Consider the following 21,428-nt stretch of genomic DNA (forward strand, 5'->3'; position numbering starts at 1 on the left):
TGTTCCCTGGAGGAAAACACAAGCTGGGTTCCCGTGAGGGCCATGGCCGATACTGGGTGGGTTATGGAAACCGTCATCCTTGCTGTAGTCATCGCCGTGGTCGTGATCGGCGCGCTCGGCGGGCTCGTCATCGGCAGCCGCAGGCGCAAGCAGCTGCCCCCGCCGCCCCCGTCCGCCCCCGACATCACCGCCCCTCCGGCCGAGCCGCACGTCGGCGACGAGGCCGAGGCACCGCACGACGAAGAGCGCCGCACGATCGAGGAGGTGGATCTTCCCGAGGGCTCGGCCGCCGCGCCGGTCGTCGTCGAGGAGCCTCTTCCCACCGAGGCGCCCGCCGTCGAGATCCCGGAGCCGACCGCCGGGCGCCTGGTGCGCCTGCGCGCCCGGCTCTCCCGCTCGCAGAACGCGCTCGGCAAGGGGCTGCTCACGCTGCTCTCCCGCGAGCACCTCGACGAGGAGACCTGGGAGGAGATCGAGGACACCCTCCTCACCGCCGACGTCGGCGTGCAGCCCACCCAGGAACTGGTCGAGCGGCTGCGCGAGCGCGTGAAGGTCCTCGGCACCCGGACGCCGGACGAGCTGCGCGGACTGCTGCGCGAGGAGCTGCTCCAGCTCCTCGTCCCCGAGTTCGACCGCGCGGTCAAGACCGACTCGAACCTCGACACCCCGGGCATCGTCATGGTCGTCGGTGTCAACGGCACCGGTAAGACCACCACCACCGGAAAACTCGCGCGCGTGCTCGTCGCCGACGGCAGGAGCGTCGTGCTGGGCGCCGCCGACACCTTCCGCGCCGCCGCCGCCGACCAGCTGCAGACCTGGGGCGAACGCGTGGGTGCCCGCACCGTGCGCGGCCCCGAGGGCGGCGACCCCGCCTCGATCGCCTTCGACGCCGTCAAGGAGGGCATCGAGGAGGGCGCCGACGTCGTCCTCATCGACACCGCGGGCCGGCTCCACACCAAGACCGGCCTCATGGACGAGCTCGGCAAGGTCAAGCGTGTCGTCGAGAAGCACGCCCCGCTCGACGAGGTGCTGCTCGTCCTCGACGCGACCACCGGCCAGAACGGTCTGGTCCAGGCGCGCGTCTTCGCCGAGGTCGTCGACATCACCGGCATCGTGCTGACCAAGCTGGACGGCACCGCCAAGGGCGGCATCGTCATCGCCGTGCAGCGTGAGCTGGGTGTGCCGGTCAAGCTGGTGGGTCTCGGCGAGGGCGCGGACGACCTGGCGCCGTTCGAGCCCGAGGCGTTCGTGGACGCGCTCATCGGCGAGTGACACCACCCCCGGCCGAGGGCCTGTCCCGCGGGGCACGCCCGGCCCGCGGGACCGCGGCCGTCCGTTCGTCGAAGAGAAGCGCCCGCCCCCAAGGTGCAGTTGGGAGCGGGCGCTTCGTCATGCGGCCCCGTGACGGGGAAGACCGGGGAGTGCCGCTCGGATCACCGCGGGCGCCGGGAGATCCGAACGACGCCCCTAGACGCGCGAGCGGTGCGCCACGTACGCCAGCGTGCCCAGGAGCAGCCGGGCCTGCGGCGGCCGGGTCGCCGAGTCGAGGTCGGGGGAGCGCAGCCAGCGGACGGGGCCGAGGCCGCCGCGGTCGGAGGGCGGCGCCGTGATGAAGGAGCCCGGGCCGAGACCGCGCAGGTCCAGGGACGGATCGTCCCAGCCCATCCGGTAGAGCAGCTCGGGCAGCTCGGCGGCGGCGCCGGGGGCGACGAAGTAGTGCGCGCGGCCGTCCGGCGTCGCCGTCACTGGCCCGAGCGGGAGGCCCATCCGTTCCAGGCGGGCGAGTGCGCGGCGCCCGGCGGGCTCGGCGACCTCGATCACGTCGAAGGAGCGGCCGACCGGCAGCATCACCGCGGCTCCGGGGAAGTCGGCCCAGGCCTCGGAGACCTCGTCGAGCGTGGCGCCGGCCGGGACGGTGGGGGCGAAGTCCAGGGGGTGCGCACCCGGGGCCAGGCAGTCGGCCTTGCCGCACGAACACGTCCCCGCGGCGGCACGGGCGCCCGGGACCGCGTCCCAGCCCCACAGTCCGGTGAACTCGGCCACGGCGGTGCACTCCGACGAGCGGCCGCGGCGCCGCGTGCCGGGCCGGTTTTCGCGCAACCCTCGGCTGCTGCCGATCGTGAAGCCCATGCCCCCTCCAACGGGTCCGACGCACCAGTGGTTACGTGGAGGAATCGGAATGTGACCCTCTGTTCCCGACTTCCCCGTGCCGCCCGGTCCAGGCGGCGCGTTGTGGTGCACCGGGTGGTGTGCTCGGCTCCGCGCGCCCCGGCGTACACCGCTCCATCCACCCCTGCTTTTCCTGTGTCAAGTGAATCGCGCGCAGGCCACACGGAGTTCATTCGAAGGGGTGGCGAATGGTGGCGTTTCATGGATCGCCATGGCTGGGGCAGTGATCGTAGGATTACTTTGAGTACACGAGTCCTGGGGACGTGTGCACTCGTGGGTATGCCAAGGGCAAGTCGGCTTCCCGTTCGAAGGGTGAGAACTACGGGACGGGCGGCCGTATTTACCGGCATTCTGATAGGGCTTGGCGCACGCAGCGTACAAGTGGTCTCAGGGATGGGGGCGTTCCAGTGGGCGGCAACGGCGGAAGCGGTACGAACGCTGACAAGCGCCCCAATGAGCTGCTCGGCTCATGGTTCGTGCGCAGCGGCTGGTCCAAGGGCGAACTCGCACGTCAAGTGAACCGCAGGGCCCGCCAGTTGGGGGCCAACCACATCTCCACGGACACCTCGCGGGTGCGCCGCTGGCTGGACGGGGAGAATCCGCGCGAGCCGATCCCGCGCATCCTGTCCGAGCTGTTCTCCGAGCGGTTCGGCTGCGTCGTCGCCGTCGAGGACCTCGGCCTGCGGGCCGCTCACCAGTCACCGTCCGTGTCCGGCGTCGACCTCCCCTGGACGGGCCCGCAGACGGTGGCCCTGATCAGTGAGTACTCGCGCAGCGACCTGATGCTGGCGCGGCGCGGCTTCCTCGGCAGCTCGCTGTCGCTGTCCGCGGGACCGGCCCTGATCGAGCCGATGCAGCGCTGGCTCGTCCCCACCCCCGCCACACCCCACGAGGAGCCCGAGCTCCCGGCCTCGGCACGCCGCGGCGGCCGGCTCTCCAAGCCGGAGCTGGACCTGCTGGAGTCCACCACGGTGATGTTCCGCCAGTGGGACGCACACTGCGGCGGCGGTCTGCGCCGCAAGGCCGTCGTCGGCCAGCTGCACGAGGTGACGGACCTGCTCCAGGAGCCCCAGCCCGCCGCCACCGAGAAGCGTCTGTTCAAGGTCGCCGCCGAACTGGCCGAGCTGGCGGGCTGGATGAGCTACGACGTGGGACTCCAGCCCACCGCGCAGAAGTACTTCGTGCTCGCCCTGCACGCCGCGAAGGAAGCGTGCGACAAGCCGCTCGGCGCGTACATCCTGTCCAGCATGAGCCGCCAGATGATCCACCTCGGGCGGCCCGATGACGCCATCGAGCTCATCCACCTCGCGCAGTACGGCAGCCGTGACTGCGCGAGCCCACGCACCCAGTCGATGCTGTATGCGATGGAGGCCCGCGCCTACGCCAACATGGGCCAGCCCGGAAAGTGCAAGCGGGCCGTGCGGATGGCCGAGGACACCTTCTCCGACGTCGACGAGTGGGACGACCCGGACCCCGACTGGATCCGCTTCTTCTCGAAGGCCGAGCTGTACGGCGAGAACTCCCACTCCTACCGCGACCTCGCGTACGTGGCCGGCCGCAGCCCCACGTACGCGTCCCTGGCCGAGCCCCTGATGCAGGAGGCCGTCGACCGCTTCGCCAAGGACTCCGAGCACCAGCGCTCGTACGCGCTCAACCTCGTCGGCCTGGCCACCGTGCACCTGCTGCAGCGCGAGCCCGAGCAGAGCGTGGCGCTGGCCAAGGACGCCATGAAGATCGCCAAGAAGGTGCGCTCCGAGCGTGTGAACACTCGTATCCGAAAGACGGTCGACGCCGCGGTCCGCGACTTCGGGGACCTCGCCGAGGTCATCGACCTCACCGACCAGCTCGCCATCGACCTGCCCGAGACCGCAGAGGCGGTCTGACCCGGGGCCGCGGCAGCGGCCCCGCCCAGTACCCCGGCCACGGCCGGTCGTCCCGAACTGCCCGACTCGGCTCCCCCATGCCAGGTCATCGGACGACCCGCCGTGGCCGGTTCTTTTGCCTTCGAAGAAGGTTGCGCCACGATAACGATCGCTCGGCCCGGCAGCAGGCAGTTCATCGACGCGTAACACGCAGGACCTCTTCGTCACTGCGGCGAAACAACGAGGGGCTTCGACCGAAACCGCGCTGCGCCAATCTCATGGCGCATAACCGGCCCACCCCTCACGACCACTCAGGCTTCGCCCGCACGGGGCCGTACCAACGACGAGGAGACGCCGATGGCACCAGCCATCACCCTTGCCGCAGAGGCACCCAAGCTGTCTGCCGCCAACACAGGGTTCATGCTCATCTGTTCCGCCCTGGTGCTGATCATGACACCCGGACTCGCCTTCTTCTACGGAGGCATGGTCCGCGTCAAGAGCACCCTGAACATGCTGATGATGAGCTTCATCAGCATGGGGATCGTCACCATCCTGTGGGTGCTGTACGGCTTCTCGGTCGCCTTCGGCACCGACAAGGGCTCCCTCGTCGGCTGGACCTCCGACTTCGTCGGATTCAGCGGCATCGGCAAGATGGAGCTCTGGGACGGCTACACCATCCCGATCTACGTCTTCGCCGTCTTCCAGCTGATGTTCGCGATCATCACGCCCGCCCTGATAAGCGGCGCCCTCGCGGACCGCGTGAAGTTCACCGCCTGGTCCCTGTTCATCGCGCTGTGGGTCACGGTCGTGTACTTCCCGGTCGCGCACTGGGTCTGGGGCACCGGCGGCTGGGCCTTCGACCTCGGCGTGATCGACTTCGCGGGTGGTACGGCGGTCCACATCAACGCGGGTGCGGCCGCACTCGGCGTCATCCTCGTCATCGGCAAGCGCGTCGGCTTCAAGAAGGACCCGATGCGCCCGCACAGCCTCCCGCTGGTCATGCTCGGCTGCGGTCTGCTGTGGTTCGGCTGGTTCGGCTTCAACGCCGGCTCGTGGCTCGGCAACGACGACGGCGTCGGCGCGCTGATGTTCGTCAACACGCAGATCGCCACCGCCGCCGCCATGCTCGCCTGGCTCGCCTACGAGAAGATCCGGCACGGCGCGTTCACCACCCTGGGTGCCGCCTCCGGCGCGGTCGCGGGCCTGGTCGCGATCACCCCGTCCGGCGGTGCCGTCTCCCCGCTCGGCGCGATCGCCGTCGGCGCCATCGCCGGTGTGCTGTGCGCCATGGCCGTCGGCCTCAAGTACAGGTTCAACTACGACGACTCCCTCGACGTCGTCGGCGTCCACCTCGTCGGCGGTGTCGTCGGCTCCCTGCTCATCGGCTTCTTCGCCAGCGGCGGCGGTCAGTCCGACGTCAAGGGCCTGTTCTACGGCGGCGGGCTCGACCAGTTCTGGAAGCAGTGCGCCGGTGTCTTCGCCGTCCTCGGCTACTCCCTCGTCGCCTCCGCGATCCTCGCCTTCCTGATCGACAAGACGATCGGCATGCGGGTCACCGAGGACGAGGAGATCGCGGGCATCGACCAGGCCGAGCACGCCGAGACCGCATACGACTTCAGCGGCGCCGGTGGCGGCGCGGCCCGGACCGCGGTCCCGACCCCGGTCGCCGACGCGCAGACCAAGAAGGTGGACGCATGAAGCTCATCACCGCCGTCGTGAAGCCCCACCGGCTCGACGAGATCAAGGAGGCCCTGCAGGCCTTCGGAGTACACGGACTGACGGTCACCGAAGCCAGCGGCTACGGTCGGCAGAGGGGCCACACCGAGGTCTACCGCGGTGCCGAGTACACCGTCGACCTGGTCCCCAAGATCCGCATCGAGGTCCTGGCCGAGGACGACGACGCCGAACAGCTCATCGAGGTCGTCGTCAAGGCGGCCCGGACCGGCAAGATCGGTGACGGCAAGGTCTGGTCCCTCCCGGTGGACACGGCAGTCCGGGTCCGGACCGGCGAGCGCGGCCCGGACGCGCTCTGATCAGCACGAGGACAGGAGTCGCTGGGTGACGAGTACGGACGTGCGTGCGGAAGCAGAGGACTCGGGACCCAGCGGCTACGCGGCGGCCCGGCTGCGCCTCCTCCAGGAGGGGGCGCGGTCCGGGCCGCCGCGCCGTACGGCCCTCGCCGAACTGACCGACGACTGGCTCACCGGCCTGTTCACGGCCGGCTCCGAGGGACTGCGCGGTGTCTCCCTCGTCGCCGTCGGCGGCTACGGCCGCGGAGAGCTCTCCCCCCGCAGCGACCTCGACCTGCTGCTCCTGCACGACGGCAGCGACCCCGGCGGCGTCGCCGCGCTCGCCGACCGCGTCTGGTACCCGGTCTGGGACCTGGGCCTGGCCCTCGACCACTCCGTGCGCACCCCCGCCGAGGCCCGCAAGACCGCGGGCGAGGACCTCAAGGTGCAGCTCGGCCTGCTGGACGCCCGGCACATCGCGGGCGACCTCGGCCTGACCGCCGGACTGCGTACGGCCGTGCTCGCCGACTGGCGCAACCAGGCACCCAGACGCCTCCCCGAGCTCCAGGAGCTGTGCGCCGAACGCGCCGAGCGCCAGGGCGAGCTCCAGTACCTCCTCGAACCGGACCTGAAGGAGGCGCGCGGCGGGCTGCGCGACGCCACCGCCCTGCGCGCCGTGGCCGCCTCCTGGCTCGCCGACGCGCCCCGCGAGGGCCTCGCCGACGCCCGCAGGCGCCTCCTCGACGTCCGCGACGCACTGCACCTCACCACCGGACGCGCCACCGACCGCCTCTCGCTCCAGGAACAGGACCAGGTCGCCGCGGAGCTCGGGCTGCTGGACGCCGACACCCTGCTGCGCCAGGTGTACGAGTCCGCCCGGGTCATCTCGTACGCCAGCGACGTGACCTGGCGCGAGGTCGGGCGTGTGCTGCGCTCGCGCGCCGTACGGCCGCGTCTGCGCGCCATGCTCGGCGGCGGCAAGCCGGTCGCCGAGCGCTCGCCCCTCGCGGAGGGCGTGGTCGAGCAGGACGGCGAGGCCGTGCTCGCCCGTGCCGCACGCCCGGAGCGCGACCCGGTGCTCCCGCTGCGGGCGGCGGCGGCCGCAGCGCAGGCCGGAATTCCGCTGTCGCTGCACGCCGTGCGGCGCATGGCGGCCGTGGCGCGCCCCCTGCCCACCCCCTGGCCCGCGGAGGCGCGTGAGCAACTCGTCACCCTCCTCGGCTCCGGCCGCCCCACCATCGAGGTCTGGGAGGCACTGGAGGCGGAAGGGCTGATCACCAGGCTGCTGCCCGACTGGGAGCGGGTGCGCTGCCGGCCGCAGCGCAACGCCGTGCACATCTGGACCGTCGACCGTCATCTCATCGAGACCGCGGTACGGGCCTCCGAGCTCACCCGGCGCGTCGGCCGCCCCGACCTGCTGCTCGTCGCCTCCCTGCTGCACGACATCGGTAAGGGCTGGCCGGGCGACCACTCCGTGGCCGGCGAGATCATCGCGCGCGACGTGGCCGCCAGGATCGGCTTCGACCGCACGGACGTGGGGGTCCTCGCCACCCTCGTACGCCACCACCTGCTCCTCGTCGACACCGCCACTCGGCGCGACCTGGAGGACCCGGCCACCGTCCGCTCGGTCGCCGAGGCCGTCGGCTCCCAGGGAACCCTGGAGCTGCTGCACGCCCTCACCGAGGCCGACGCGCTCGCCACCGGGCCCGCCGCCTGGTCGTCCTGGCGCGGCTCCCTCGTGGCCGACCTGGTCAAACGGGTCTCGGCGGTGCTCGCGGGCGACGATCCCGAAGAGCCCGAGGCCGTGGCGCCCACGGCGGAACAGGAGCGGCTCGCGATCGAGGCGTTCCGGACCGGCGGCCCGGTCCTGGCGCTGCGCGCGCAGACGGAATCGGCCGACGCCGACACCCCCGCGGACGACCCGGAGCCACTGGGCGTGGAGCTTCTCATCGCGGTGCCCGACCAGCCCGGTGTGCTTCCCGCGGTCGCCGGCGTGCTCGCCATGCACCGGCTGACCGTACGCACCGCGGGACTGCGCGCCCTGGATCTGCCCGAGGAGGTCCAGGGCTCGGTGCTGCTGCTCGACTGGAGGGTCGCCGCCGAGTACGGCTCGCTGCCCCAGGCCGCCCGGCTGCGTGCCGACCTCGTCCGTGCACTGGACGGCTCCCTCGACATCGCGGCCCGCCTCGCCGAGCGCGACGCCGCCTACCCGCGGCGCCGGGGCACGGTCGCGCCGCCGCCCCGGGTGACGGTGGCCCCGGCGGCCTCCCGGCACGCCACCGTCATCGAGGTCCGCGCCCACGACGCACCCGGGCTGCTGCACCGCCTCGGCAGGGCCCTGGAGGACGCGGAGGTCCGGGTGCGGAGCATGCACGTCTCCACGCTCGGCGCGAACGCCGTGGACGCGTTCTACGTGACCGGCGCGAAGGGAGCGCCCCTCCCCGGGGAGGAGGCCGCCGCGGTGGCCCGCGCCCTGGAAGAGGCACTGCGGGCGTGAGCCCGGCCCGGATCCGGCCCGGCGGCCCGGGTCCGGGGCCACTGTCCTGGGCCGTCACCGGTCTCGTACGAACGCGGTGGAGACCGCACCGCACGCGGCCAGATACCCTGGAGGGCGATTCCCTTCGCCCCCGACCCCTGAGGACCGACGAGCGCCGTGTTCGATACTCTCTCCGATCGCCTCTCAGCGACGTTCAAGAACCTGCGGGGCAAGGGCCGACTGTCCGAAGCTGACATCGACGCCACCGCACGCGAGATCCGTATCGCGCTCCTCGAGGCCGATGTGGCCCTGCCGGTCGTGCGGACCTTCATCAAGAACGTCAAGGAGCGCTCGCTCGGTGCCGAGGTCTCCAAGGCGCTGAACCCGGCCCAGCAGGTTCTCAAGATCGTGAACGACGAGCTCGTCACGATCCTCGGCGGCGAGACCCGTCGCCTCCGGTTCGCCAAGAACCCGCCCACCGTGATCATGCTCGCGGGTCTGCAGGGTGCGGGCAAGACGACCCTCGCGGGCAAGCTCGGCAAGCACCTCAAGGACCAGGGCCACTCGCCGCTGCTCGTCGCCGCCGACCTCCAGCGCCCGAACGCGGTGAACCAGCTCAGTGTCGTCGCCGAGCGCGCCGGTGTCGCGGTCTACGCGCCCGAGCCGGGCAACGGCGTCGGCGACCCGGTCAAGGTCGCCAAGGACTCCATGGAGTTCGCGAGGACCAAGGTCCACGACATCGTGATCGTGGACACCGCGGGTCGCCTCGGCATCGACCAGGACATGATGCAGCAGGCCGCCGACATCCGTGACGCGGTCTCGCCGGACGAGATCCTCTTCGTCGTCGACGCGATGATCGGTCAGGACGCGGTCAACACCGCCGAGGCCTTCCGCGACGGCGTCGGCTTCGACGGCGTGGTGCTCTCCAAGCTCGACGGTGACGCCCGCGGTGGCGCGGCCCTGTCGATCCGCCAGATCACCGGCAAGCCGATCATGTTCGCGTCGAACGGCGAGAAGCTCGACGACTTCGACGCCTTCCACCCTGACCGGATGGCTTCCCGCATCCTCGACATGGGTGACCTGCTCACCCTGATCGAGCAGGCGGAGAAGACGTTCAGCCAGGAAGAGGCCGAGAAGATGGCCTCCAAGCTGGCGTCCAAGAAGGGCCAGGACTTCACCCTGGACGACTTCCTGGCCCAGATGGAGCAGGTCCGGAAGATGGGCAGCATCAGCAAGCTGCTCGGCATGCTCCCGGGCATGGGCCAGATCAAGGACCAGATCAACAACCTCGACGAGCGCGACGTCGACCGCACGGCCGCGATCATCAAGTCGATGACCCCGGCCGAGCGCCAGGAGCCGACGATCATCAACGGCTCGCGCCGCGCCCGTATCGCCAAGGGCTCCGGCGTCGAGGTGAGCGCCGTCAAGAGCCTGGTCGAGCGCTTCTTCGAGGCCCGCAAGATGATGTCCCGCATGGCCCAGGGCGGCGGCATGCCGGGTATGCCCGGGATGCCGGGCATGGGTGGCGGCCCCGGCCGCGCCAAGAAGAAGCCGAAGCAGGCCAAGGGCAAGCAGCGCTCCGGCAACCCGATGAAGCGCAAGCAGCAGGAGGAAGAGGCTGCCGCGCGCCGCGAGGCAGGTGCGCAGCCGGGCGGTGCCTTCGGTCTGCCGCAGCAGGGCGGCAAGGACTTCGAGCTCCCGGACGAGTTCAAGAAGTTCATGGGCTGACGACTCGCGCAGCCCCCCGCCGGCCCGCGCCGGGCCGGCCGGCTCTCGTACGTCATCGAGGGCGCCCCTCTCCGAAGGGGCGCCCTCGGCGTATGTCGGACCGGCGGACGGCTCGGGTGCCGCGCCCGCCCGACGCGGAGCCTCCCGTCGTGTCTGCCCGTGCCGGTGTCGGCGCCGACGAAGGGGTCCGCCGGGGCGTCGGGCGCCGGAGCCGGCCGGGGCGCCGGCGAAGGGGCCCGCTGGGGTGCCGGCGTCGCACACGTGTCGTAACGTCCCGATATGGCCAACCCTGCGCCACCTCGTAAGTCTCCCGACCAGCCCTGGCGTACCGAGGGCACCCCGGAGGAGACGCCGAAGCCGACGCCCGGCGGGCGGAAGATGCGCGGCGGCTGGTGGCGGCTGGTCCTCACCGCCCTCGTGGTGTTCCTGATCGCCAACCTCGTGCTGTCGTTCTTCAACGAGGGGGACGAGCCGACGATCTCCTACACGGAGTTCAGCAAGCAGGTCGACGCCGGGAACGTCACCAAGATCTACGCCAAGGGCGACGCGATCCAGGGGCAGCTCAAGACCGCCCAGGACAACCCCGACGGGGGCGGCAAGTACACCAAGTTCAACACCCAGCGCCCGTCCTTCGCGGACGACCAGCTCTGGCAGGACCTCACCAAGAACAACGTCACCGTCACCGCGCAGCCGGTCGTCCAGCACCGCAGCTTCCTGGCGAATCTGCTGATCTCGCTGGCCCCGATGATCCTTCTGATCGTCCTGTGGATCTTCATCGCCCGGCGGATGAGGGCGGGCATGGGCGGCACGGGCGGCATGCTCGGCCGCAAGCCGCCGCCGAAGCCCGTCGAGCTGGAGCCGGGCGCCGAGCGCACCACGTTCGGCGACGTGGCGGGCATCGACGAGGTCGAGGGCGAACTCAACGACGTCGTCGACTTCCTGAAGAACCCCGACGCCTACCGGAAGATGGGCGCCAAGATGCCCCGCGGCGTGCTCCTGACGGGCCCTCCGGGCACCGGGAAGACGCTGCTCGCCCGCGCCGTCGCCGGCGAGGCGGGCGTACCGTTCTTCTCCGCGTCGGCCTCCGAGTTCATCGAGATGATCGTCGGCGTCGGCGCCTCACGCGTACGCGAGCTGTTCGCCGAGGCACGCAAGATGGCCCCGTCGATCATCTTCATCGACGAGATCGACACCATCGGACGGGCGCGGGCCGGGGGTTCCGGCATGGGCGGTCACGACGAACGCGAGCAGACGCTGAACCAGATCCTCACCGAGATGGACGGCTTCTCCGGCTCCGAGGGCGTCGTCGTCATCGCGGCGACGAACCGCGCCGACATCCTGGACCCGGCGCTCACCCGCCCCGGACGCTTCGACCGGGTCGTCACCGTCTCGCCCCCCGACCGTGGCGGCCGGGAGGCGATCCTGGAGATCCACACCCGTGACATCCCGCTCGCCCCGGACGTGGACCTCTCCCACGTGGCCCGTACGACCCCGGGCATGACCGGCGCGGAACTCGCCAACCTCGCCAACGAGGCAGCCCTCCTCGCGGTGAAGCGCAAGCAGCGGCAGGTGACGCGGACGGACCTCTCCGAGGCGCTGGAAAAGGTGCAGCTGGGCGCCGAACGCCCCTTGGTGATGCCCGACGAGGAACGCCGCCGCACCGCATACCACGAAAGCGGCCACGCCCTGCTCGGCATGCTGCAACCAGGCGCCGACCCGGTCCGCAAGATCACCATCGTCCCGCGCGGCCGCGCCCTGGGCGTCACGCTCTCCACCCCGGAGTCGGACCGGTACGCGTACACGGAGGAGTACCTGCGCGGCCGCATCATCGGAGCCCTCGGCGGCATGGCCGCCGAACAGGTCGTCTACGGAGTGGTCACCACGGGTGCGGAGAACGACCTGGAGCAGGTCACGAACATCGCCCGCGGCATGGTCGCCCGGTGGGGCATGAGCGACCGCGTCGGCCGCTTGTCCGCTCTCCCGACCGACGCTCAGCAGGCCTACGGGCTCGCCGCGGCACCCCGCACCCTCGACGTGATCGACGGGGAGATGCGCCGCATCGTCGACGAGTGCTACGAGGAGGCCTGCCGCAAGCTCCGTGACCACCGCGGACAACTCGACGCGCTGGCCGAGGCGCTCCTCGCGAACGAGACCCTGGAGGAGGCGGACGCCTACCGGATCGCGGGCATCACCCGCCTGACGAAGGAGACGTAGCGGTCCGGTGCCCGTTCAGGCCGTGCGGGCGATCAGGTACCGGAAGACGTTCGGCATCCACACCGTGCCGTCCTGCCGCAGGTGCGGGTGCAGGGCCTCGGCGAGCTCCTTGTCGACCTGTGCCCGGTCGGTGGCCTCGACCGCCGCGTCGAACAGCCCCGTCGACACCAGTCCCCGTACCGCGCTGTCCACGTCGGCGTACCCGAAGGGGCAGGCGACCCGCCCCGACCCGTCCGGTCGCAGCCCGGCCCGCTGAGCGACCTCCTCCAGGTCGTCGCGCCGGGCCGCCCGCCAGTTCCCCGCCCCCGGCAGGGGATCGGCCAGCTTGGCGGCGATCCGCAGCACACCCGAGGTGGCGCAGCGCTCAGGCGGCCCCCATCCGACGAGGACCACGGGCGTCCCCCGCTCCGCGAGCGGTGCCGCCCGGCCGAGCAGCGCACCGAGCGCCTCGGAGTCCCCGGCCGTGCATCCGACCGGCTCGAAGGCGGTCACCAGGTTGTACGCCGGCGTCCCCGCGGCGACGGCCGCGTCCTCGGGGGAGCCGTCCACCAGCCGCGTGTCCACAGGCACGCGCGTGCGCCAGTCCTCCGGCAGCAGCCGCTCGCGCGCCAGGGCCGTCAGCTCGGGCGACGCGGAGTCGACGCCGGTCACCGTCGCACCGCGCGCCGCAGCCATCAGCAGCGCGAGTCCCGATCCGCACCCCAGTCCCAGCAGCCGTGTCCCACGGCCCACTTCCAGTCTTTCGTAGACGGCCTCGTAGAGCGGCACCAGCATCCGCTCCTGGATCTCGGCCCAGTCACGCGCGCGTGCACACAGGTCCACGCGAGGCGATGGACCCGCGTGAGGCAGTTGCTGCCGCACGAGCGTAGGTGTCATCGAAAGCGCCCCAATCCGCCGAGAGTTGCCGCCTTGCCTGTTTCGCCGCCCCCCGTGCAGTGCGCTCGCACTCCCCCCGTATGTCAGGTAACTCCGCACTCGACCCGGCGTCCAGGGGTTGCGGGGCCCGGCTTGTCCACCGACCGCGCCCGCCGCGAGAATTCACATTCCGGCAACGTGGGCCCGTACGATCGCCGCATGGCAAAGGCACCCGTTCTCACGCCCCGGGCGGACGACTTCCCCCGCTGGTACCAGGACCTGATCAACAAGGCCGAGCTGGCCGACAACGGCCCGGTGCGCGGCACCATGGTCATCCGGCCGTACGGGTACGGGCTGTGGGAACGGATGCAGCAGGAGATGGACGCCCGCATCAAGGAAGCGGGCGCCTCGAACGCGTACTTCCCGCTCTTCATCCCGCAGTCGTACCTGACGAAGGAGGCCGAGCACGTCGAGGGCTTCGCCCCGGAGCTCGCGGTCGTCACGCACGGCGGCGGCAAGGAGCTGGAGGAGCCGGTCGTCGTCCGCCCCACCTCCGAGACGATCATCAACGACTACTTCTCCAAGTGGGTGCAGAGCTACCGCGACCTTCCGCTGCTGATCAACCAGTGGGCCAACGTGGTGCGTTGGGAGATGCGCCCGCGCGTGTTCCTCCGTACGACTGAATTCCTCTGGCAGGAGGGCCACACCGCCCACGCCACCTACGAGGACGCCCGGGACTACGCCGCGTACATCCACCGCGAGGTGTATGCGGACTTCATGGTGAACGTCCTCGGCATCGACGTCGTCCTCGGCCGGAAGACGGCGAGCGAGCGGTTCGCCGGCGCCATCAACACCCTCACGCTCGAAGGGATGATGGGCGACGGCAAGGCCCTCCAGATGGGCACCAGCCACGAGCTCGGACAGAACTTCGCCAAGGCCTTCAACACCCAGTACCTGTCCAAGGAGGGCAAGCAGGAGCTCGTCTGGCAGACCTCCTGGGGGTCCTCGACCCGCATGGTGGGTGGCCTGATCATGTCGCACGGCGATGACAACGGGTTGCGGGTGCCCCCGCGGCTCGCCCCCGTGCAGGCCGTCGTCCTCGCGATCAAGGGGGACGAGGCGGTTCTGGCCAAGGTCCGCGAGATCGGCGACCGGCTCAAGGCGACGGGCGTACGCGTCCAGGTGGACGACCGCACGGACACCCCCTTCGGCCGCCGCGCCGTCGACTGGGAACTCAAGGGCGTACCCGTCCGCATCGAGGTCGGGCCCCGTGACCTGGAGAACGGCACCGCGATGCTCGCCCGGCGCATCCCCGGAGGCAAGGAGCCGGTCGCCATCGACGCCCTGACGAGTCTGCTCCCCACGGTCCTCGAAGAGGACCAGGCGCTGCTGCTCAGGCAGTCGCGCGAGCGCCGCGAGTCCCGGACCTCGGACGTGACGACGATCGAGGAGGCCGTCGAGGCCGCCGCCGCGGGCGGCTGGGCCCGCATCCCCTGGGCCGACCTCGGCGAAGAGGGCGAGGCCAAGCTCGCCGAGCACTCCGTGACCGTACGGTGTCTGGTCGCCGAGGACGGGTCGGTGCCCGATGCCGACGACGCACCGGGTAACGTCGCCGTCGTGGCGCGCGCTTACTGAGTAGGTCCCAGGCCGACCGAAAGACCTCTTGCGCATCTGCTGACTCCAGGTGCCCCGGCGCGCCGACCCCGTCTACGCGCCGGGGCGTACGTGTCCCTACGTACCGCCTTGGTACGAGCTGCGAGGCTTCTCCGCAGATCAGCGCACCCGCCCTCGTCAGGACACATCAGCGGCAACTGACGGGTACGTGCAAATTATTTGGGATGCCCCGGAATAGGAACACAGAGGCACCCCGGCTCGTTGTCACGACGTGAGCACGACACCACCTGTTCTCGCCGCAGAGCTGGCAGGGGCGTGGGCCGACATTCAGCGGCACCACCCCGAGCTGCCCGATCTTGCCGCGCCAGAGTCCCTGATCGGGGAGTCGTCGTCCGCCTGCGGGCACGAACTCTCCTTCGAACGACTGCTTCACGAGGCAGTCCACGGCATCGCCGCCGCCCGCGGAGTCCGCGACACCTCGCGCGCCGGCCGGTATCACAACCGCAGGTTCCTCGCGATCGCCGAGGAGTTGGGTCTCGACCATCCCGAGGAACCGCATCCCAGCAGCGGCTTCTCCCTGGTCACGCTCAACCCCGAGGCGAAGCGCCGGTACCGCCCCACCATCGAGCGGCTCCAGCGCGCGCTGAAGGCGCACTCGGCCGCGACCGCCGCCGACAGCGCCCGGTCGTTCCGCGGCCCGGCCGCGCGCCACGGCTCCTCCGGAGGGGGCGTCCGCGTCAAGGCCGTGTGCGACTGCGGCCGCAATGTGCGCGTCGTCCCGTCGGTGCTGGCCCAGGCGCCGATCGTGTGCGGAGGGTGCGGCAAGCCCTTCCGGATCCCCGAAGTGGTGGGCGCGGCGGCGTCCTGAGAGCACGGCTGCTCGTGGCAGCCGTGCTCAGCCGTCCAAGACGGCGGCACCTTGGGGCGCCGGGCGGCGTGACGGGCGCCCGGGGGCCGGCGCCGGGTGCCGATGAGCCATGGCCGGGCGCACCCCGCGGGTGAGGGCGACCCGCGGGGATGTGGCACAATGGCTAGCTGTACTCGACAGCCGCACAGGACCCCTCTCTCCTCCGGCTGACGCGTCCATCGGGCACTCGGGTACCGCAACCCCACGCGGCCATCTCGCCGTGCCCAACCACGTCAAGACCAGGAGACACCACTTCCGTGGCAGTCAAGATCAAGCTGAAGCGTCTGGGCAAGATCCGTTCGCCTCACTACCGCATCGTCGTCGCCGACTCCCGTACCCGCCGTGACGGCCGGGCCATCGAGGAGATCGGTCTGTACCACCCGGTGCAGAACCCCTCGCGCATCGAGGTCGACTCGGACCGCGCGCAGTACTGGCTGGGTGTCGGCGCGCAGCCGACCGAGCCCGTGCTCGCGATCCTGAAGCTGACCGGCGACTGGCAGAAGTTCAAGGGCCTGCCGGCCCCGGCTCCGCTGCTCGTGGCCGAGCCGAAGGCCACGCGCCCGTCCTTCGACGCCCTGGGCGGCGAGGACGAGGGCAAGGGTGAGGCCATCACCCAGAAGAAGAAGGCTGAGAAGAAGGACGAGGCCAAGGCCGAGTCCGAGTCGACCGAGGCCTGAGCATGCTCGAGGAGGCTCTCGAGCACCTCGTGAAGGGCATCGTCGACAACCCCGACGATGTGCAGGTCGCCTCGCGCAACCTGCGCCGCGGGCGCGTACTCGAGGTCCGGGTGCACCCCGACGACCTCGGCAAGGTGATCGGCCGCAACGGCCGCACCGCGCGCGCTCTGCGCACCGTCGTGGGCGCCATCGGCGGCCGCGGCGTCCGCGTCGACCTCGTCGACGTGGACCACGTCCGCTGATGTAACAGGCAGCACCGGCTCGGGCCGGGGAGGGCTTACGAGCCTTTCCCGGCCCGTAGTCGTATCGACAGGAGATCAAGCACAGTGCAGCTGGTAGTCGCTCGCGTCGGCCGCGCCCACGGCATCAAGGGCGAGGTCACCGTGGAGGTGCGTACGGACGAGCCGGAACTCAGGCTCGGACCGGGCGCCGTCCTGCTCACCGACCCGGCCTCCGCCGGACCGCTGACCATCGAGACGGGCCGCGTCCACAGCGGCCGTCTCCTGCTGCGCTTCGAAGGCGTACGGGACCGGAACGCCGCCGAGGCGCTGCGCAACACCCTGCTCATCGCCGACGTCGATCCGGAGGAGACGCCGGAGGACCCCGAGGAGTACTACGACCACCAGCTGATCGACCTGGACGTGGTCACCGCGGACGGCGTCGAGGTCGGGCGGATCACGGAGATCTCGCACCTGCCCTCGCAGGACCTGTTCGTGGTCGAGCGGCCGGACGGGACCGAGGTCATGATCCCGTTCGTCGAGGAGATCGTCACCGGCATCGATCTCACGGAACAGCGGGCCGTCATCGACCCGCCGCCGGGACTGATCGACGACCGCGCCGAGATCGCCTCCCCCAGGGACGAGGCGTAATGCGGCTCGACGTCGTCACGATCTTCCCCGAGTACCTGGAACCCCTGAACGTCTCGCTGGTCGGCAAGGCACGCGCGCGTGGACAGCTGAACGTGCACGTGCACGATCTGCGGGAGTGGACGTACGACCGGCACAACACCGTCGACGACACCCCGTACGGCGGCGGCCCCGGCATGGTCATGAAGACCGAGCCCTGGGGCGACGCGCTGGACTCCGTCCTGGCCGACGGCTACGAGACGGGCTCCCACGGGCCCGCCCTGGTGGTCCCCACGCCCAGCGGACGCCCCTTCACCCAGGAGCTCGCCGTCGAGCTCTCCGCATGCCCCTGGCTGGTCTTCACCCCCGCCCGCTACGAGGGCATCGACCGCCGGGTCATCGACGAGTACGCCACCCGCATGCCCGTCCACGAGGTGTCCATCGGCGACTACGTGCTCGCCGGCGGCGAGGCGGCCGTCCTGGTCGTCACCGAGGCCGTGGCGCGGCTGCTGCCCGGTGTCCTCGGCAACGCCGAGTCCCACCGCGACGACTCCTTCGCCCCCGGAGCCATGGCCAACCTCCTGGAGGGCCCGGTGTACACCAAGCCTCCGGCCTGGCGCGGCCGGGAGATCCCGGAGGTGCTGCTCAGCGGCCACCACGGGAAGATCGCCCGCTGGCGCCGCGACGAGGCGCTGCGCCGTACGACGGCCAACCGTCCCGACCTGATCGAGCGCTGCGACCCCGCCGTCTTCGACAAGAAGGACCGCGAGATGCTCTCGATCCTCGGCTGGCAGCCCGGCCCCGACGGTCGATTTTGGCGCACGCCCGAGGCCGTGGAAGAATAGACCGCTGCTGTGCGTCGTCCGGCGTGCGCCCCTGCCACAGGGGGACACGACGCCCGCCCCGGCGCGGCAGCGACTTCCGGAAAACCTAACTCCCGTTGATGACCTGTGGCATCAGCGAAGAAAGCAGACGAAATGTCTCACCTGCTCGACTCCGTCGACAGCGCGTCGCTGCGCAGCGACATCCCGGCCTTCCGCCCGGGTGACACCGTCAACGTCCACGTGCGCGTCATCGAGGGCAACCGCTCCCGTGTGCAGCAGTTCAAGGGCGTAGTCATCCGTCGCCAGGGCGCCGGTGTCCGCGAGACCTTCACGGTCCGCAAGGTCTCGTTCTCCGTCGGCGTCGAGCGCACCTTCCCGGTGCACACCCCGATCGTCGAGAAGATCGAGCTCGTCACCCGCGGTGACGTGCGTCGCGCGAAGCTGTACTACCTGCGTGACCTGCGCGGCAAGGCGGCGAAGATCAAGGAGAAGCGCGAGAACTGATCTGGCGCCGCCGCACGGGAGAACCGCTGGTGAACCCGTCGGCGCGAAGGTGTCACAGCGGGGCCGGATAACATCTGGCTCCGATGGACACCGAAGCACAGCACGTGGAGCGCGACCGCTCCTCCCGCCCTTCCGGATCCGAGGAGATCCCGGACACAGAGGGGCCGGAGGGACGGTCGCGTTTCGCGTTGGTGGACCGCGTCGCCGACCGGCTCCCGGGCGGGCGGATCACCTTGACCGTACTGGCCTGCCTGGCCTTCCTGCTCCTCGTGAGCCGCTTCGTGATGCAGCCCTTCGAGATTCCCAGCGGCTCGATGGAGTCCGGATTGAGGATCGGGGACCGCGTTCTCGTAAATAAGTTGGCGTACCGTTTCGGTGCCGAGCCGCGACGGGGCGATGTCGTCGTGTTCGACGGCACCGGCTACTTCGGAGACGCCGACTACATCAAGCGCGTGGTCGGTGTGGGGGGAGACCATGTGGTCTGCTGCGACCAGGAAGGGAGGCTCGAAGTGAACGGCCAGTCGGTCGACGAGTCGGCGTTCGTGCATCACGGGGACAGCCCGTCCGACGTCGCCTTCGACGTCGTCGTGCCCGCCGGCACTCTCTTCGTCCTCGGTGACCACCGCAGCGACTCCAGCGACTCCCGTGACCACCTGGGCTCACCCGGCGGCGGCATGGTCCCCGTCGACGACGTCATCGGCCGGGCCGACTGGGTCGCCTGGCCCGCCGGTCACTGGACACGGCTGACGCGCCCCGACGCCTACGCGCGCGTGCCCGCCGCGGACGGTGCCCATGGGTAACCGCGGCAAACCGCGCGGCGTGCCGACCAGCGCCGCCGAGAACCTGCTGCCCACCGGCACCCGGAGGGCCTCCGGAGGCGTCGCGCGCACCGGACGCGCCGAGCGGCGCAAGCTCCAGCGCAAGGTCAAGCGGCGCAGGCGCCGCTCGGCCATCAAGGAGATACCCCTCCTCGTCGGCGTCGCCGTCCTCATAGCGCTCGTGCTCAAGACCTTCCTCGTCCAGGCCTTCGTGATCCCGTCGGGCTCCATGGAGAACACGATCCAGATCGGCGACCGCGTCCTGGTCGACAAGCTCACCCCGTGGTTCGGTTCCGAGCCCCAGCGCGGTGACGTCGTGGTCTTCAAGGACCCCGGAGGCTGGCTCACCGCCGAGGAGACCAAGAAGAAGGACGACCCCGTCGTCGTCAAACAGGTCAAGGAGGGGCTCACCTTCATCGGCCTGCTCCCCTCCGACAACGAGAAGGACCTGATCAAGCGCGTCGTCGGGGTCGGCGGAGACACGGTCAAGTGCTGCGACGCGCAGGGCCGCGTCACCGTCAACGGCACGCCGCTCAGCGAGCCCTACATCCATGCCGACAACAAACCGTCGGACTTCGCCTTCGAGGTGAAGGTGCCCCAGGGACGCCTGTTCGTCATGGGCGACCACCGCGCCAACTCCGCCGATTCCCGCTACCACCGCTCCGACAAGTTCAGCGGCACCGTCTCCCTGAAGTCGGTCGTCGGCCGAGCCAGGTACATCGCGTGGCCCCTCGGACACTGGACCAGCCTGGAGGAGCCGGGCACGTACGCGTCCGTGGCCGACGCGCCTGGAGGGTCGACCTCCGCTCTCGCTCAGTCGCATAGGGTGGCCCCTGCGGATCCAGACGGATTGACCCCGCTCCCGACCCCTGCGGAACTCCCGCTCGTTATGGGAGTGGTGGGCCTGCGCCGAATACGGCGTGGGCGGCGGCACGGAGTGAGGAGTGGATGTGGGGGATGTGGCGGTCGGCGCACGGTCCGGACAAGACGGTCCCGAAGGGAAGCCGGAGCGGCCCGACGATTCGGCTTCCCCGGCCGTAGAGGACGCGTCGAATTCCGGGAGTGACGCCGCGGACGGCGGAGCCGCGGCCGAGCGGGACACGAAGTCGAAGAAGCAGCGCTCCTTCTGGAAGGAGCTGCCGATCCTCATCGGCATCGCCCTGGTCCTCGCGCTGCTCATCAAGACCTTCCTGGTGCAGGCGTTCTCGATCCCCTCGGACTCGATGCAGAACACGCTCCAGCAGGGTGACCGCGTCCTGGTCGACAAGCTGACCCCGTGGTTCGGCTCCGAGCCGGAGCGCGGCGAGGTCGTCGTCTTCCACGACCCCGACAACTGGCTCGCGGGGGAGCCCACGGCGAACCCGAACGCCCTGCAGACGGTGCTCAGTTGGATCGGTCTGATGCCGTCGGCCGAGGAGAAGGACCTCATCAAGCGCGTCATCGGCGTCGGCGGCGACACCGTCGAGTGCAAGGGCTCCGGCCCGCTGACCGTCAACGGCAAGGCGCTGAACGAGGAGTCGTACGTCTACCCGGGCAACACCCCGTGCAGCGTCGACGAGGACGGCGGCCAGTTCAAGGTCAAGGTGCCCAAGGGCATGATCTGGGTGATGGGCGACCACCGCCAGAACTCGAAGGACTCGCGCTACAACCAGATGGACAAGCACCACGGCATGGTTCCCGTCGACAAGGTCGTCGGGCGCGCCATCGTGAAGGCCTGGCCCATCAACCGCTGGGGCACCCTGCCCGTTCCGGACACCTTCGACCAGGACGGTCTGAGCAGCCAGGCCGCCGCGGCCGTGACCTCGCCCGACGCGGTGGCACTGGTCGGAGCCGTACCGCTGGTGCTGCTCGGGCGGCGTCGCAAGGCGTCCGGGCGGAAGACGGACGAGTCCTAGGAGGGCGCAGCCGGTGATCGTGATCCCGGCC

General features: G+C 70.7%; 19 protein-coding genes. 17 read left to right on the plus strand and 2 right to left on the minus strand.

Going from position 1 to position 21,428, the window contains the following annotated elements; genetic code table 11:
• Positions 1-63: 63 nt before the first annotated feature.
• Positions 64-1,272, plus strand: a complete 1,209-nt coding sequence (ftsY, locus tag ACZ4IF_RS25035; protein ID WP_467566400.1) for a signal recognition particle-docking protein FtsY — start codon at positions 64-66, stop codon at positions 1,270-1,272.
• A gap of 195 nt (positions 1,273-1,467) precedes the next feature.
• Here the strand turns inward: ftsY and ACZ4IF_RS25040 are convergent, their stop codons facing one another.
• On the minus strand, positions 1,468-2,130 hold the full coding sequence (locus ACZ4IF_RS25040; RefSeq protein WP_467566403.1) for a bifunctional DNA primase/polymerase: 663 nt from the start codon (positions 2,128-2,130) through the stop codon (positions 1,468-1,470).
• 446 nt (positions 2,131-2,576) lie between these two features.
• On the opposite strand from ACZ4IF_RS25040, the gene nsdA reads away from it, so the two are divergent.
• From nsdA to ftsH, 6 genes are all read left to right on the plus strand, one after another.
• Positions 2,577-4,052 (plus strand): transcriptional repressor NsdA, encoded by a 1,476-nt coding sequence (gene nsdA, locus ACZ4IF_RS25045; RefSeq protein ID WP_467566406.1) that lies wholly within the window; start codon positions 2,577-2,579, stop codon positions 4,050-4,052.
• A 336-nt stretch (positions 4,053-4,388) separates the two neighbouring features.
• Positions 4,389-5,729, plus strand: a complete 1,341-nt coding sequence (locus ACZ4IF_RS25050; protein WP_467566409.1) for an ammonium transporter — start codon at positions 4,389-4,391, stop codon at positions 5,727-5,729.
• Positions 5,726-6,064, plus strand: coding sequence for a P-II family nitrogen regulator (locus ACZ4IF_RS25055; RefSeq protein WP_086730248.1), 339 nt, complete (start codon positions 5,726-5,728; stop codon positions 6,062-6,064). The genes ACZ4IF_RS25050 and ACZ4IF_RS25055 overlap by 4 nt, the downstream gene beginning before the upstream one ends.
• Before the next feature lie 25 nt (positions 6,065-6,089).
• A complete protein-coding gene (locus ACZ4IF_RS25060; RefSeq protein ID WP_467566412.1) occupies positions 6,090-8,537 on the plus strand; it encodes a [protein-PII] uridylyltransferase in 2,448 nt (815 codons plus the stop codon).
• 156 nt (positions 8,538-8,693) lie between these two features.
• Entirely contained in the window at positions 8,694-10,244 is a 1,551-nt protein-coding gene (gene ffh / locus ACZ4IF_RS25065) for a signal recognition particle protein (RefSeq protein ID WP_359492404.1), read from the plus strand.
• Positions 10,245-10,523: 279 nt separating this feature from the next.
• Positions 10,524-12,458 (plus strand): ATP-dependent zinc metalloprotease FtsH, encoded by a 1,935-nt coding sequence (gene ftsH, locus ACZ4IF_RS25070; RefSeq protein WP_467566415.1) that lies wholly within the window; start codon positions 10,524-10,526, stop codon positions 12,456-12,458.
• 15 nt (positions 12,459-12,473) lie between these two features.
• Here the strand turns inward: ftsH and ACZ4IF_RS25075 are convergent, their stop codons facing one another.
• On the minus strand, positions 12,474-13,334 hold the full coding sequence (locus tag ACZ4IF_RS25075) for an SAM-dependent methyltransferase (RefSeq protein ID WP_467566418.1): 861 nt from the start codon (positions 13,332-13,334) through the stop codon (positions 12,474-12,476).
• Positions 13,335-13,532: 198 nt separating this feature from the next.
• Between ACZ4IF_RS25075 and proS the strand changes: the two genes are divergently transcribed.
• From proS to lepB (ACZ4IF_RS25125), 10 genes are all read left to right on the plus strand, one after another.
• Positions 13,533-14,948: a proline--tRNA ligase gene (gene proS, locus ACZ4IF_RS25080; protein ID WP_467566420.1), complete on the plus strand. Its 1,416-nt coding sequence runs from the start codon at positions 13,533-13,535 to the stop codon at positions 14,946-14,948.
• A gap of 250 nt (positions 14,949-15,198) precedes the next feature.
• The gene (locus ACZ4IF_RS25085) at positions 15,199-15,795 is read left to right on the plus strand and encodes a hypothetical protein (RefSeq protein ID WP_028802448.1); all 597 of its coding nucleotides are present in this window, start codon (positions 15,199-15,201) and stop codon (positions 15,793-15,795) included.
• Positions 15,796-16,091: 296 nt separating this feature from the next.
• Positions 16,092-16,511: a 30S ribosomal protein S16 gene (gene rpsP, locus ACZ4IF_RS25090; protein ID WP_028802449.1), complete on the plus strand. Its 420-nt coding sequence runs from the start codon at positions 16,092-16,094 to the stop codon at positions 16,509-16,511.
• A gap of 2 nt (positions 16,512-16,513) precedes the next feature.
• Positions 16,514-16,753 (plus strand): RNA-binding protein, encoded by a 240-nt coding sequence (locus ACZ4IF_RS25095; protein WP_003973401.1) that lies wholly within the window; start codon positions 16,514-16,516, stop codon positions 16,751-16,753.
• Between the two features lie 84 nt (positions 16,754-16,837).
• Entirely contained in the window at positions 16,838-17,380 is a 543-nt protein-coding gene (rimM, locus tag ACZ4IF_RS25100) for a ribosome maturation factor RimM (RefSeq protein WP_359492397.1), read from the plus strand.
• Complete coding sequence (trmD, locus tag ACZ4IF_RS25105; protein WP_467566424.1) at positions 17,380-18,201, plus strand: tRNA (guanosine(37)-N1)-methyltransferase TrmD; 822 nt, start codon at positions 17,380-17,382, stop codon at positions 18,199-18,201. Before rimM ends, trmD begins: the two co-directional genes overlap by 1 nt.
• 132 nt (positions 18,202-18,333) lie before the next feature.
• Complete coding sequence (gene rplS, locus ACZ4IF_RS25110; protein WP_028802452.1) at positions 18,334-18,684, plus strand: 50S ribosomal protein L19; 351 nt, start codon at positions 18,334-18,336, stop codon at positions 18,682-18,684.
• An 83-nt stretch (positions 18,685-18,767) separates the two neighbouring features.
• The gene (lepB, locus tag ACZ4IF_RS25115) at positions 18,768-19,484 is read left to right on the plus strand and encodes a signal peptidase I (protein WP_467566427.1); all 717 of its coding nucleotides are present in this window, start codon (positions 18,768-18,770) and stop codon (positions 19,482-19,484) included.
• On the plus strand, positions 19,477-20,568 hold the full coding sequence (gene lepB, locus ACZ4IF_RS25120; RefSeq protein ID WP_467566430.1) for a signal peptidase I: 1,092 nt from the start codon (positions 19,477-19,479) through the stop codon (positions 20,566-20,568). The genes lepB (ACZ4IF_RS25115) and lepB (ACZ4IF_RS25120) overlap by 8 nt, the downstream gene beginning before the upstream one ends.
• On the plus strand, positions 20,462-21,397 hold the full coding sequence (lepB, locus tag ACZ4IF_RS25125) for a signal peptidase I (protein ID WP_467566696.1): 936 nt from the start codon (positions 20,462-20,464) through the stop codon (positions 21,395-21,397). Before lepB (ACZ4IF_RS25120) ends, lepB (ACZ4IF_RS25125) begins: the two co-directional genes overlap by 107 nt.
• The last annotated feature ends 31 nt before the right edge of the window (positions 21,398-21,428 follow it).

It is taken from the genome of Streptomyces sp. NPDC025784 (assembly GCF_055558435.1).